We start from the raw sequence: 12,246 nt of genomic DNA on the forward strand, positions 1-12,246 counted from the left end.
CGCGGCTTTGTATCCAGAGCCGAGAGCCGCGGGAGACCAACCATATGACCGATACGCATGTCCACGCCCCTATCAGCTCCGCCCCCGGGCCTAACGGCGATCTCTGCATCCGTACGCTGGCGATGCCCGCCGATACCAACGCGAATGGCGACATCTTCGGCGGCTGGCTGCTGAGTCAGATGGACGTCGGCGGCGGCGTGTTTGCCTCGAAGGTCGCGAAATCGCGGACCGTGACGGTTGCGATCGAGGCGATGAACTTTCGCAAGGCGGTCTATGTCGGCGATCTCGTGTCGGTCTACGCCAATCTCGTGCGCGTCGGCCGCACCTCGCTCACCGTGCATCTGGAAGCGTGGGCGCTGCGCCGCGGGGAGGAGCATCCGTTCCTCGTCACCGACGGCAACTTCACCTACGTCTCGATCGACGAACATGGTCGCCCGCAAGCGGTTCGCTCGACCGACACTGTCATCGCGACGTAATCGCGCGCGACGCTCTGCCTCATCTCACAAATGCGTGGCAAGCGCCGTCAAACGCGGCACCAGTGAGTCATCTTCGTCGCCGCTTCGCCAAGAACCAGTCATAAAACGGATGAGGTCTCGGCGTACTCAATTGCGTGTCGATTCGGGGTGGAAGCGGCCTCAAAATGCCTGGGAACCTTTGGGCATGAGTGCCGTTATTTGCCCGCACTGAGGAATCCACGGACCATGCCGGACAGCTACATCATCGAAGTCAATTCGCAGACCGCAGGTATCGTCGTTCGTTCTTCGGGAGGCTATTGCTTCTTTGCCTCGTCCCACCGATTCAACCGTCTCGAAGGCCAGCTCTTCCGCAACGCCCGCGAAGCCGAACGCGCCGCGCGCAAGCTGGTGAACGGTGATGTGAAGGAAGCGGCGTAAGCGCCTGCTGGTGATTCCGGGCTCGCGGAGCGAGGTCGGAATTTTTTGCCGCCCTTGATACTGCTGTTTTCTTCCTTCTCCCCTTGTGGGAGAAGGTGGCGCGAAGCGCCGGAGGACGGGTATATTTCGGCGTTCTCGAGATTCAGAGAGAGGGGTTCGCTGAGGCAACCCCTCACCTGGCTCGTCGCTACGCGACGAGCCACCCTCTCCCACAGGGGGAGAGGGTAAGAGTCGTCACAACTTCGTTGCTGCCCGCGACAGGAGCTTCCACTCGTCGCCCTGCTTCTGCCAGTTCATCAGGATGTGAAGGTTGGTCGATACTTTCTTCCCGTCGGCTGCCATCTCCTGTTCGCCCAGCCAGTGGAAGCGCACGATCGCTGCAGGACCGACGACCTTGATGGTGGGGTCCTTGTAGTCGATCGACAGGAATTTCGACTTGCCGTCGGTGGCGTTGGCGATGAACGTCGCCTTGTCCTCGACCTTGCCGCTGGAATGGCTGTAGCTGAGGTCGTCCCAGCACAGTGCGCCGAGCGCCTTCGGATCGGCCGCGATCTGGGCGAGGCGGAAGGCCTCGACCTTCTTCGCCACGGCGTCCTCGTCCGCCGAAGCGGCGAGCGCCGGTGTCGTGAGCGCAAGCGCGGAGACGGCAAGAGTCGAGAGAGCCAGATCGCGTCGGTTGATCGTCATCGTTTCCTCCTTTTTGATCTTGTGGCGAGTGTTGCAGCCGCGCGCGACTTTGTCGAGTGTCACGTCGTCGTCATCAGCATGCGTCATTGCGCGGTCGAAGCCATATTGATACGTCTCGCGCATCAATACGCCGTGGATTTGGGAAAGTACGGAAATGATCGAGGCCAAAACGGAAGCGATGGGCAGGGCTTTGCTGTTCGACATCGACGGCACGCTGGCCGACACCGACCCGCTGCACTTGAAGGCGTTCAACCAGGTGCTCGGCCCTCGCGGCCACGTCTTCGATCACGCGCGGTTCTCTAGAGAGCTGCAAGGTTTCGCCAATGTCGCGATCGGCGAGCGCTTTCTGCCCGACGAGGCGCCGGAGCGGCGCGCCTTGATCCTCGATGAGAAGGAGGAGGTCTTCCGCGCGCTCGTGGCCGGGCAGATCGAGCCGCTGCCGGGCCTGATGGCGCTGCTCGACCGGGCGGACGCAGCCGGCGTTCCCATGGTGGCCGTGACCAATGCGCCGCGTCTCAATGCCGAGCTGCTGCTCTCCGGCCTCGGCATCTCGCATCGTTTCAAGGCGCTCGTGATCGGCGCCGAGCTGCCGCACGGCAAGCCGCATCCGCTGCCCTATCAGGAAGGGCTGCGTTTCGTCGGTGCGAGCGCAGAGGCTTCGATCGCATTCGAGGACTCCCGTACCGGCGTGCAATCGGCCACGGCGGCCGGCATTCCGACCATCGGCGTCCGGACCAGCCTCAGCCATGCTGACCTGGTTGCAGCCGGCGCAGTCGCGTCCGCCAGTGCCTTCGACGATCCGCAGCTGCTCGCGCGTCTCGCGAGCACCATGGCGTGGTGACGGGCCGCATAAGTTAACCGTGATCGGCGCGCGCATTGACCGAAGGCGCGAACCGCCGCACCATGCATTCTCCTGATTTGAGGCCTTTGCCGTGACCGGACTAACCCATCGCCAAGCCGAAATCCTCAACATCGCGCGGGCCTCGGGCCGCGTCATGGTCGAGGAGCTCGCGCGCCGCTTCGAAGTCTCGGCGCAGACCATCCGCAAGGATCTCAACGACCTCTGCGAGCGGAGATCGCTGACCCGCATCCATGGCGGCGCCATCATCGCTTCCGGCGTCGAAAACCTCGCTTACGAGGCAAGGCGCTTCGTCGCCGCCGACGAAAAGAAGGCGATCGGAGCCGCGGCCGCCTCGCTGATCCCGAACGGCTGCTCGCTCTTCATCAACATCGGCACCACGACCGAGGAGGTCGCGAGCGCGCTGACTTCGCACGAGGATCTCCTCGTCATCACCAACAATCTCAACGTCGCGATGCTGCTCTACCGTCATCCCCGCATCGAGGTGGTGGTCGCCGGCGGCACGGTCCGGCGTGCCGACGGCGCCGTGGTCGGCTCCACCGCGACGCAGCTGATCGGTCAGTTCAAGGTCGACTACGCCATCATTGGTGCGTCCGCGATCGACGAGGAGGGCGCGCTGCTCGACTTCGACTATCGCGAGGTGCAGGTGGCGCAGGCCATCATCGCCAATGCCCGCAGCGTGATGCTGGTTGCCGATTCCACAAAGCTCCGCCGCAGCGCGCCGGTGCGCATCGCCCACATGACCCAGATCCAGACCTTCGTCACCGACCAGGAGCTTCCGGAGCGCCTCGCCACCATCTGCCACAGCAAGGGCATCGAAGTGGTGGAAGCGCTGCCGAAGGGCGCGGACATCGACGATGCGCCGGCAGATGCCCAGGATGCGGCACCGGAAGCCGCGCCGGTGGTGCGGCTGAGATAGAGGCTTATGTACTGCTCCACGGATTGAGCAGTGGCACGCCCGTAGGTTCAAAATCCCCCACATTGCGCGTAACGACGGTCAGGCCGTGGACAAGCGCGGTGGCTGCAATAAGGGCGTCGCGTTCGGCCCGCGGATTGGGGAGGTGAAGTTGGGCACAACGCTGCGCCACGGCCGTATCGATAGCCAGGATCCGCCCTTCGAAGCGGGCCAGAATGTGATCGTCGATCCAGGCGCGCAGGACAGCACCTTGCACCGCGTCTTTGCGCTCGATCAGGCGCGCGCCAAGTTCAATTTCGAGAATCGAGATGACAGACATGAAGAAATTCGCCGCGGGCGCTGTATTGGCCCAAGCAAGCATGTTGCGATCAGCCTTATCCGGCCGCCTCAGTTCGGAAATGACGTTGGTGTCCAGCAGAAACATCAGTCGAGATCGGCTGGCCTGGAGATTCCGCCGGTGATGCGAGGCGGATCGAAATCGAAGTCCGCGTTCGCCTGTGCCAAAGCTTCAGCAAGGCTCATGTGTCCACCGCTCAGGCGCAGATAATCTTCGATGCTCAGCAGGACATGGGCTGGACGGCCGCGGTCGGTGATGAAGACGGGCCCCTTTGCTGCTGCCTTCTTGGCGCCGCTCGTATCCTGATTGAACTCTCGGCTGGTCAGGGTGGTGACCATCGGTTCGCGCCTCCTCGCCTGCGTTGGGGCAAATTGTATGTAGCCATGTTGCTACATTCAAGTCGGCTGAAGCGGTGCGGTGTGCCCCGTGAGCCGATCAGTCGAGCCGTCTGCCTCAAAACTTGTCCGTTCTCCTGCTGATTTCTCCGCCGTATGGCGTTGAAAAAAGTTTCGCTTTCACTTCCTTCCTCCTCTCTTTCGTCTTGCTTTCGTTTTTCGGTGTGATCTAATCAAAAACGAAAGTAGCCGCTCGACGGAACGAGCGGTCGCCGGGGGATGCGTCTGTTGGAGCGTATTTTCGACCTCGCCATCATTGGAGGCGGTGTTAATGGCTGCGGCATCGCGCGCGACGCGGTGGGCCGCGGCAACACGGTTTTCCTGTGCGAAATGAACGATTTGGCGAGCGGGACGTCGTCCTGGTCGACCAAGCTGGTGCATGGCGGCCTGCGCTATCTCGAATATTACGAGTTTCGCCTCGTTCGCGAGGCGCTGATCGAGCGCGAGATCCTCTGGGGCATCGGGCCCCACATCATCCGCCCCTTGCGTTTCGTATTGCCGCACCACGCCGGTCTGCGCCCCGCCTGGCTGCTGCGGCTCGGCCTCTTCCTTTATGATCACATCGGCGGCCGTCATCTGTTGCCGGCGACCCGCTCGGTTGACCTGCGCCGTGACGAGGTCGGCAAGCCATTGATCCCGAATCGTTACAGTCGCGCCTTTGAATATTCCGACTGTTTCGTCGATGACGCCCGCCTCGTCGTGCTCAATGCACGCGATGCCGCCGACAAGGGCGCCGAGATCCGCACCCGCACCCGCGCAACGGATATCAAGCAGTCCGACGGCCTCTGGACCGTGAGCATGGTCAACACGCTGACCGGTGAGCGCTCGCAGGTCCAGGCAAAGGCTCTGGTCAACGCCGGCGGCCCCTGGGTCGAGGACGTGCTCGGCCGCGGCGCCGGCGTCAACGCGAAAGCCAAGGTGCGCCTGGTGCAGGGTTCGCACATCGTGGTCAGGAAGCTCTACGACCACGACCGCGCCTACATGTTCCAGAACGCGGACGGCCGCATCATCTTCGTGATCCCGTACCAGGACGATTTCACGCTGATCGGCACCACGGATCGCGATTATGACGGCGATCCCGCCAAGGTGAAGGCGACGGCGGAGGAGATCCAGTATCTCTGCACCGCGGCGAGCGAATATCTGGCGAAGCCCGTGACGCCGGACGACGTGGTCTGGACCTATTCCGGCGTGCGCCCGCTCTATGACGACGGCGCCAGCGAAGCCAAGGCCGCGACGCGCGACTACGTGTTCGAGCTCGACACGCCCGGCGGCGTGCCGCTGCTGTCGATCTATGGCGGCAAGATCACCACCTATCGCCGCCTCGCCGAGGAGGCCCTGGAGCGGCTGGCACCCTATCTTCGCAGCGCAAAAGCGCGGGAGGGGTGGACCGGCAAATGGCCGCTGCCCGGCGGCGACATGAATGTGTCCGACATCGACGGCCTGATCGCCGAGCTGCAGCGCGGCTATCCCTTCCTCAGCCACGAGCACGCCAGGCGGCTCGCGCGCGCCTATGGCACCAAGGCCATCAAGCTGCTCGGCGACGCCAAATCATCGGCCGATCTCGGCCAGGCCTTTGGCGCGACGCTGACCGAGCGCGAGGTCCGCTACCTCATGGCCAATGAATGGGCCGTGACCGCCGAGGACGTCGTCTGGCGCCGTTCCAAGCTCGGCCTGCGACTATCTGCCGATGAGATTGCTGCGCTTGACGACTGGATCAGGACCCACGCCGTGCCGCAAAGTCCTCTGCTGGAAGCGGGAGGACGCTCATGACCGTGACGCTCGATCACGTGACCCGAACCGTCGAGGGGGTCCAGCATATCCGCGACGTCTCGCTGACGCTTGAGAGCGGCACGCTGAACGTGCTGCTCGGGCCGACGCTGTCGGGCAAGACCTCGATCATGCGGCTGCTCGCCGGCCTCGACAAGCCGACCTCGGGCAAGGTGCTGGTCAACGGCAAGGACGTTACCGGCGCCGACGTGCGCCAGCGTTCGGTTGCGATGGTCTATCAGCAGTTCATCAACTACCCCTCGCTGACGGTCTACGAGAACATCGCCTCGCCCCTGCGCGTGCAGGGCAAGCCGCGCGACGAGATCGAGACGCGGGTGGCGGAAGCCGCAAAGCTGCTCCGGCTCGAGCCGTTTCTGAAGCGCACGCCGCTCCAGCTCTCTGGCGGCCAGCAGCAGCGCACCGCGATCGCGCGCGCGCTGGTCAAGGGCGCCGATCTCGTGCTGCTCGACGAGCCGCTCGCCAATCTCGATTACAAGCTGCGCGAGGAGCTGCGCGCCGAGCTGCCGCGCATCTTCGAGGCCTCGGGCGCGATCTTCGTCTATGCCACGACCGAGCCAACCGAGGCGTTGCTGCTCGGCGGCAACACTGTATGCATGTGGGAAGGCCAGGCGCTCCAGATCGGCGAGACTGCCAATGTCTACCGCCGGCCGCAGACCCTGCGCGTCGCCCAGGTGTTTTCCGATCCGCCGCTCAACCTCGTCGGTATCGAGAAGAAGAACGGGCAGGTCGCTTATGCCGGCGGCACCGCCTCGCCGGCCTCTGGCCTCTATTCGTCGCTGGCCGACGGCGCCTATCGCGTCGGTTTTCGCGCGCATCAGCTCGCGCTCGCCAATGGCGAGGCTGATCGCCATGCCTTCCATGCCACTGTCACGGTGACCGAGATCACCGGTTCGGAGAGTTTCGTGCATCTGACCCGCGAAGGATCGAACTGGGTGGCGGTGCTGCACGGCGTGCACGAGTTCGAGCCCGGCCAGACGCTCGACGCCGTGCTCGATCCCAACGACGTTTTTGTGTTCGATGCTGCCGACCGGCTGGTCGCAGCACCTGGATCGTAGGAGGGGATGCGCCATGGCCCGCATTGACCTCGTCGATCTCGCCCACTCCTACGGCGGCAATGATGCGCCGCAGGACAGCTTTGCACTGAAGCCGGTGACCATGACCTGGCGGCAGGGCGGCGCGTATGCGCTGCTTGGTCCGTCCGGCTGCGGCAAGACCACGCTGCTCAACGTCATCTCCGGCATCATCACGCCGTCGCGGGGGCAAATCCTGTTCGACGGCAAGGACATCACACCTCTGTCAACCCAGAAGCGCAATATCGCGCAGGTGTTCCAGTTTCCGGTGATCTACGACACCATGACGGTCGGACAGAATTTGGCGTTTCCGCTGAAGAACCGCGGCGTGCCGAAGGCCGAAATCGACAAGCGCGTCGCCGAGATCGGCCGCCTGCTCGATCTCGAACCCTATCTGAACCGCAAGGCGACGCGGCTCACGGCCGATGCCAAGCAGAAGATCTCGCTCGGCCGCGGTCTCGTCCGTTCCGACGTCGCCGCCGTGCTGTTCGACGAGCCGCTGACGGTGATCGATCCCGAGCTGAAATGGCAGCTCCGCTCCAAGCTGAAGGCGCTGCATCGCGAGCTCGACCTCACGATGATCTACGTGACCCACGACCAGACCGAGGCGCTGACCTTCGCCGACACCGTCGTCGTCATGCATGACGGCCGCGTGGTGCAGAGCGGCACCCCGGCCGAGCTGTTTGACAAGCCGGCACACACCTTCGTCGGCTATTTCATCGGCTCGCCCGGCATGAACATCCTGCCGGCCGAGGTGAGGGGACGCGAGGCGCGCATTGGTGGTCACGTCATCGCGCTGAACCGCGCCTACGACAATCTGCCTGCCGGCGCAAAGATCGAGATCGGCGTCCGTCCCGAATTCGTCGAGGTCGTGGCACCTGCGCCCGGCCTGCTCACGGCGAAGATCGAGCGCCTCGACGATCTCGGCCGCATCCGTTTTGCGCGGGCACGCCTTGGTGACGCCAAGCTCGCGGCGCGCGCGCCGGCGGGCTTCACGAGCGCGGACGGCATGGCCGGACTGAAATTCGACCCGTCCCACGTCCACGTCTATGCCGATAGCCTTCTGGTGGAGGGAGCCGCCTGATGGACAAGACCGTCAACCAAAAAGCCTGGTTCCTGGTGCTGCCGGTGTTCCTGGTCGTCGCCTTCTCGGCGGTGCTGCCGCTGATGACGGTAGTGAACTATTCGATGCAGGACACCTTCGGCAACAACCAGTTCTTCTGGAACGGCGTCGGCTGGTTCAAGGAATTGCTTGATCCCTCGACCGATCTCGGCGGCCGCTTTCTCGCTTCGCTCGGCCGCAACCTGTTCTTCTCGCTGGTGATCCTCGCGATCGAGGTGCCGCTCGGGATCGTGGTCGCGTTGTCGATGCCGCGCGAGGGCTGGACGGTGGCGGCCTGCCTCGTGATCCTCGCGCTGCCGCTGCTGATTCCGTGGAACGTGGTCGGCACGATCTGGCAGATCTTCGGGCGTCCCGACATCGGGCTGCTCGGCTACGTCCTCAACGCCGCGGGCATCGACTACAATTACGTCTCCAACGACATCGACGCCTGGGTCACCGTCATCGTGATGGACGTCTGGCACTGGACCAGCCTCGTCGCGCTGCTCTGCTATGCCGGCCTGAAGTCGATTCCCGAAGCCTATTACCAGGCCGCCCAGATCGACGGCGCCTCGCGCTGGGCCGTGTTCAAGGCAATCCAGCTGCCGAAAATGAACCGCGTCTTGCTGATCGCGGTGCTGCTGCGCTTCATGGATAGCTTCATGATCTACACCGAGCCGTTCGTCGTCACCGGCGGCGGACCCGGCAACTCCACCACCTTCGTGTCGATCGAGCTCGTCAAGATCGCGCTGGGTCAGTTCGACCTCGGCAAGGCCGCGGCGCTGTCGCTGGTCTACAACCTCATCATCCTGATCGTCTGCTGGATCTTCTACACCGTCATGACCAACGCCGGTGTCGAGCGCAAAGTCCAGGCGGAGAGCGAGCCGGCGGCCGAACCGAAGCCTGCGGCCGCGCTCAAGCCCGTGCCGGTGCTCAAGCCAAAGGAAGGAGTGGCGTGATGCATTCGATTCCCGGCCGCCGCCTCATCATGGGGCTGTTTCTGATCTTCCTGCTGCTGCCGATCTACTGGCTCGTCAACATGAGCTTCAAGACCAACAGCGAGATCGTCTCGACGATGACGCTATGGCCGCATACCCCGACGCTGCAGCACTACAAGCGCATCTTCACCGACGAGAGCTGGTATTCCGGTTACATCAACTCGCTGGAATATGTCGTTCTCAACACCATCATCTCGATCTCGGTGGCGCTGCCGGCGGCCTATGCGTTCTCGCGCTACCGCTTCCTCGGCGACAAGCATCTGTTCTTCTGGCTCTTGTCGAACCGCATGGCGCCGGCCGCGGTCTACGCGCTGCCCTTCTTCAACCTCTATTCGGCGATCGGCCTGTTCGATACGCCCTGGGCGGTCGCGCTCGCGCACTGCATCTTCAACGTGCCGCTGGCGGTGTGGATCCTCGAAGGCTTCGTTTCCGGCGTGCCGCGCGAGATCGACGAGACTGCCTTCCTCGACGGCTATTCCTTCCCGCGCTTCTTCATCAAGATCCTGGTGCCGTTGATCGCAAGCGGCATCGGCGTCGCCGCCTTCTTCTGCTTCATGTTCTCCTGGGTCGAGCTCCTGCTCGCGCGCACGCTGACCTCGGTGTCGGCCAAGCCGATCGCGGCGATCATGACGCGCACGGTGTCGGCGTCGGGCATGGATTGGGGCCTCTTGGCAGCCGCCGGCGTGCTCACCATCATCCCGGGCGCGCTCGTGATCTGGTTCGTCCGCAACTACATCGCGAGCGGTTTCGCGCTCGGTCGCGTGTAAGGAGAGCGCGCATGATCCCGAAAAGTGGAAACCGGTTTTCGGACCAGATCATGCGCAAGGAGTAAGAGCATGGAATCCATCGCATGGATGGCCTGGACGCTGCCCACGGCGATCTTCTTCGCCGCGCTGGCCTGCACGCTCGCCGTGATGACGTGGCTTGCGGCGGTCTATCCCGAAGCCGAGCGCGTCGGTGTGCTCCGAATTCCGACCACGCGCGGCGACCGCCTGTTCATCTCGCTGATATCAGCGGCGGTCATCCACCTTCTCTGGATCGGCTTCTTCGGCACCGATGCGATCGCAACGCTGCCGATCGGCGAGGAGGGCGTTGAAATCTCGCGCCTGTGGCTCGCAAGTGGAATTTCGCTGGTCACGGCCGTGCTCATTTTTCGCACGGTCTGAAGCTCGCGAAGGGACGGCCAGATCCGGGGGCAATCCGGGTCTGTATAAAAGTTTGTCGCTGCAACGGAGGAACAACATGCGACAGTTTAGGAGAAGGAAAGGTCCATTGGCCAAGAATAGTTTTCTGACCATGTCCAGCGCCGCCGCCATCATTGCGGTGTCGTTCGCCGTCTCGGCGCCGGTCCGCGCCGCCGACGACGCCGTGATCCAGAAGTGGATCGCGGAATTCACGCCCTCGACGCTGTCGAAGGAAGACCAGAAGAAGGAGCTGGAGTGGTTCGCCAAGGCCGCCGAGCCCTTCAAGGGCATGGAGATCAACGTCGTCTCCGAGACCATCACGACTCACGAATATGAGTCGCAGACGCTGGCCAAGGCGTTCTCCGAGCTCACCGGCATCAAGCTGAAGCACGACCTCATCCAGGAAGGTGACGTCGTCGAGAAGCTGCAGACCCAGATGCAGTCCGGCAAGAACGTCTATGACGGCTGGATCAACGATTCCGACCTGATCGGCACGCATTTCCGCTACGGCCAGACCGTCGTGCTGTCGGACTACATGACCGGCGAGGGCAAGGACGTCACCGATCCCATGCTCGACGTCAACGACTTCATCGGCAAGTCATTCACCACGGGGCCGGACGGCAAGCTCTATCAGCTGCCCGACCAGCAGTTCGCCAACCTCTATTGGTTCCGCTACGACTGGTTCACCAACGCCGACTACAAGGCCAAGTTCAAGGCCAAGTATGGTTACGAGCTCGGCGTGCCCGTGAACTGGTCCGCCTATGAGGACATCGCCGAGTTCTTCACCAACGACATCAAGGAGATCAACGGCGTCAAGGTCTACGGCCATATGGACTATGGCAAGAAGGACCCCTCGCTCGGATGGCGTTTCACCGACGCTTGGCTGTCGATGGCCGGCAACGGTGACAAGGGCATTCCGAACGGCCTGCCGGTCGACGAATGGGGCATCCGCATGGAAGGCTGCCGTCCGGTCGGCTCCTCGGTGGAGCGTGGTGGCGACACCAACGGTCCGGCCGCGGTCTACTCGATCACCAAGTATCTCGAGTGGCTGAAGAAGTACGCGCCGCCGCAGGCGCAGGGCATGACGTTCTCCGAAGCAGGCCCGGTGCCGGCGCAGGGTAACATCGCCCAGCAGATGTTCTGGTACACCGCTTTCACCGCCGACATGGTGAAGCCGGGCATCGCCGTGATGAACGCGGACGGTACGCCGAAATGGCGTATGGCTCCCTCGCCGCACGGTTCGTACTGGAAGGAAGGCATGAAGCTCGGCTACCAGGACGCCGGCTCCGTGACGCTGCTGAAGTCGACCCCGGCGGATCGCCGCAAGGCGGCCTGGCTCTATCTCCAGTTCATCATCTCGAAGTCGGTGAGCTTGAAGAAGAGCCATGTCGGTCTCACCTTCATCCGTGAATCCGACATCTGGGACAAGTCGTTCACCGAGCGTGCGCCGAAGCTCGGCGGCCTGATCGAGTTCTACCGCTCGCCCGCGCGCGTGCAGTGGACCCCGACCGGCAACAACGTGCCCGACTATCCGAAGCTCGCGCAGCTGTGGTGGCAGAACATCGGCGATGCGTCGTCCGGTGCGAAGACCCCGCAGCAGGCGATGGACGCGCTGGCCGCCGCTCAGGACTCCGTCATGGAGCGCCTGGAGAAGTCCGGCGTGCAGGGCGCCTGCGGTCCCAAGCTGCACAAGAAGGAGACGGCCGAATACTGGTTCGCCAAGGCCCAGAAGGACGGCACGATTGCTCCGCAGCGCAAGCTCGCCAACGAGAAGCCGAAGGGCGAGACCGTCGACTACGACACTCTGATCAAATCGTGGCCGGCCACCCCGCCCAAGCGGGCGGAAGCGAAGTAAGGCAAGGTCTCACAAGGACGAAAGGCCGGGAGCAATCCCGGCCTTTTTGTTTTGCGCTTGTGGCACCAGCGCGTCTTACACACTGGGTGTCATTGCCCGCGAAGGCTGGCAATCCAGTATTCCGAGACGGTCGCGATTGAACCGAGAGGCCGCGGCGTACTGGAT

General features: G+C 63.4%; 14 protein-coding genes. 11 read left to right on the plus strand and 3 right to left on the minus strand.

Features of this window, described 5'->3' with window-relative positions; genetic code table 11:
- The first annotated feature begins 44 nt into the window (after positions 1 to 44).
- Both GGD66_RS29155 and GGD66_RS29160 read left to right on the plus strand, forming a co-directional pair.
- On the plus strand, positions 45 to 476 hold the full coding sequence (locus GGD66_RS29155) for an acyl-CoA thioesterase (protein WP_183237625.1): 432 nt from the start codon (positions 45 to 47) through the stop codon (positions 474 to 476).
- Positions 477 to 701: 225 nt separating this feature from the next.
- A complete protein-coding gene (locus GGD66_RS29160) occupies positions 702 to 893 on the plus strand; it encodes a hypothetical protein (protein ID WP_018323258.1) in 192 nt (63 codons plus the stop codon).
- A 234-nt stretch (positions 894 to 1,127) separates the two neighbouring features.
- Here GGD66_RS29160 and GGD66_RS29165 read toward each other — a convergent pair whose 3' ends face one another.
- Entirely contained in the window at positions 1,128 to 1,580 is a 453-nt protein-coding gene (locus tag GGD66_RS29165; protein ID WP_026202902.1) for a nuclear transport factor 2 family protein, read from the minus strand.
- 154 nt (positions 1,581 to 1,734) lie between these two features.
- Between GGD66_RS29165 and GGD66_RS29170 the strand changes: the two genes are divergently transcribed.
- Together GGD66_RS29170 and GGD66_RS29175 are read left to right on the plus strand one after the other, a co-directional pair.
- Positions 1,735 to 2,421: an HAD family phosphatase gene (locus GGD66_RS29170; protein WP_092261570.1), complete on the plus strand. Its 687-nt coding sequence runs from the start codon at positions 1,735 to 1,737 to the stop codon at positions 2,419 to 2,421.
- A gap of 91 nt (positions 2,422 to 2,512) precedes the next feature.
- A complete protein-coding gene (locus tag GGD66_RS29175; protein WP_092261569.1) occupies positions 2,513 to 3,358 on the plus strand; it encodes a DeoR/GlpR family DNA-binding transcription regulator in 846 nt (281 codons plus the stop codon).
- A 4-nt stretch (positions 3,359 to 3,362) separates the two neighbouring features.
- Here GGD66_RS29175 and GGD66_RS29180 read toward each other — a convergent pair whose 3' ends face one another.
- On the minus strand, positions 3,363 to 3,779 hold the full coding sequence (locus GGD66_RS29180) for a type II toxin-antitoxin system VapC family toxin (RefSeq protein WP_183259754.1): 417 nt from the start codon (positions 3,777 to 3,779) through the stop codon (positions 3,363 to 3,365).
- Positions 3,779 to 4,030, minus strand: coding sequence for a type II toxin-antitoxin system Phd/YefM family antitoxin (locus GGD66_RS29185; protein ID WP_092261567.1), 252 nt, complete (start codon positions 4,028 to 4,030; stop codon positions 3,779 to 3,781). The genes GGD66_RS29180 and GGD66_RS29185 overlap by 1 nt, the downstream gene beginning before the upstream one ends.
- Before the next feature lie 276 nt (positions 4,031 to 4,306).
- On the opposite strand from GGD66_RS29185, the gene glpD reads away from it, so the two are divergent.
- The 7 genes from glpD to GGD66_RS29220 all read left to right on the plus strand — a co-directional run bounded on the left by glpD (position 4,307) and on the right by GGD66_RS29220 (position 12,081).
- A complete protein-coding gene (gene glpD / locus GGD66_RS29190; protein ID WP_179737145.1) occupies positions 4,307 to 5,857 on the plus strand; it encodes a glycerol-3-phosphate dehydrogenase in 1,551 nt (516 codons plus the stop codon).
- Positions 5,854 to 6,930, plus strand: a complete 1,077-nt coding sequence (locus tag GGD66_RS29195) for an ABC transporter ATP-binding protein (RefSeq protein WP_183259755.1) — start codon at positions 5,854 to 5,856, stop codon at positions 6,928 to 6,930. Before glpD ends, GGD66_RS29195 begins: the two co-directional genes overlap by 4 nt.
- 13 nt (positions 6,931 to 6,943) lie before the next feature.
- On the plus strand, positions 6,944 to 8,029 hold the full coding sequence (locus GGD66_RS29200) for an ABC transporter ATP-binding protein (protein WP_179737149.1): 1,086 nt from the start codon (positions 6,944 to 6,946) through the stop codon (positions 8,027 to 8,029).
- Positions 8,029 to 9,003: a carbohydrate ABC transporter permease gene (locus GGD66_RS29205; RefSeq protein ID WP_183259756.1), complete on the plus strand. Its 975-nt coding sequence runs from the start codon at positions 8,029 to 8,031 to the stop codon at positions 9,001 to 9,003. Before GGD66_RS29200 ends, GGD66_RS29205 begins: the two co-directional genes overlap by 1 nt.
- Positions 9,003 to 9,809 carry a carbohydrate ABC transporter permease gene (locus GGD66_RS29210; protein ID WP_018323268.1) on the plus strand — a complete coding sequence of 269 codons (807 nt, stop codon included), beginning with the start codon at positions 9,003 to 9,005 and terminating at the stop codon, positions 9,807 to 9,809. Before GGD66_RS29205 ends, GGD66_RS29210 begins: the two co-directional genes overlap by 1 nt.
- A 69-nt stretch (positions 9,810 to 9,878) precedes the next feature.
- Positions 9,879 to 10,208 (plus strand): DUF2160 domain-containing protein, encoded by a 330-nt coding sequence (locus GGD66_RS29215; protein WP_018323269.1) that lies wholly within the window; start codon positions 9,879 to 9,881, stop codon positions 10,206 to 10,208.
- A gap of 130 nt (positions 10,209 to 10,338) precedes the next feature.
- Positions 10,339 to 12,081 carry an ABC transporter substrate-binding protein gene (locus tag GGD66_RS29220; RefSeq protein ID WP_026202903.1) on the plus strand — a complete coding sequence of 581 codons (1,743 nt, stop codon included), beginning with the start codon at positions 10,339 to 10,341 and terminating at the stop codon, positions 12,079 to 12,081.
- Positions 12,082 to 12,246 lie beyond the last annotated feature (165 nt).

The organism is Bradyrhizobium sp. CIR48, assembly GCF_014198315.1.
GTDB lineage: Bacteria > Pseudomonadota > Alphaproteobacteria > Rhizobiales > Xanthobacteraceae > Bradyrhizobium.

What these genes read in the sequence shown, in the direction of transcription:
- GGD66_RS29155 (WP_183237625.1), top strand. Translation starts at nt 45, where the DNA reads ATGACCGATACGCATGTCCACGCCCCTATCAGCTCCGCCCCCGGGCCT.
- GGD66_RS29160 (WP_018323258.1), top strand. Translation starts at nt 702, where the DNA reads ATGCCGGACAGCTACATCATCGAAGTCAATTCGCAGACCGCAGGTATC.
- GGD66_RS29165 (WP_026202902.1), bottom strand. Translation starts at nt 1,580, where the DNA reads ATGACGATCAACCGACGCGATCTGGCTCTCTCGACTCTTGCCGTCTCC.
- GGD66_RS29170 (WP_092261570.1), top strand. Translation starts at nt 1,735, where the DNA reads ATGATCGAGGCCAAAACGGAAGCGATGGGCAGGGCTTTGCTGTTCGAC.
- GGD66_RS29180 (WP_183259754.1), bottom strand. Translation starts at nt 3,779, where the DNA reads ATGTTTCTGCTGGACACCAACGTCATTTCCGAACTGAGGCGGCCGGAT.
- GGD66_RS29185 (WP_092261567.1), bottom strand. Translation starts at nt 4,030, where the DNA reads ATGGTCACCACCCTGACCAGCCGAGAGTTCAATCAGGATACGAGCGGC.
- glpD (WP_179737145.1), top strand. Translation starts at nt 4,307, where the DNA reads ATGCGTCTGTTGGAGCGTATTTTCGACCTCGCCATCATTGGAGGCGGT.
- GGD66_RS29195 (WP_183259755.1), top strand. Translation starts at nt 5,854, where the DNA reads ATGACCGTGACGCTCGATCACGTGACCCGAACCGTCGAGGGGGTCCAG.
- GGD66_RS29200 (WP_179737149.1), top strand. Translation starts at nt 6,944, where the DNA reads ATGGCCCGCATTGACCTCGTCGATCTCGCCCACTCCTACGGCGGCAAT.
- GGD66_RS29205 (WP_183259756.1), top strand. Translation starts at nt 8,029, where the DNA reads ATGGACAAGACCGTCAACCAAAAAGCCTGGTTCCTGGTGCTGCCGGTG.
- GGD66_RS29210 (WP_018323268.1), top strand. Translation starts at nt 9,003, where the DNA reads ATGCATTCGATTCCCGGCCGCCGCCTCATCATGGGGCTGTTTCTGATC.
- GGD66_RS29215 (WP_018323269.1), top strand. Translation starts at nt 9,879, where the DNA reads ATGGAATCCATCGCATGGATGGCCTGGACGCTGCCCACGGCGATCTTC.
- GGD66_RS29220 (WP_026202903.1), top strand. Translation starts at nt 10,339, where the DNA reads ATGTCCAGCGCCGCCGCCATCATTGCGGTGTCGTTCGCCGTCTCGGCG.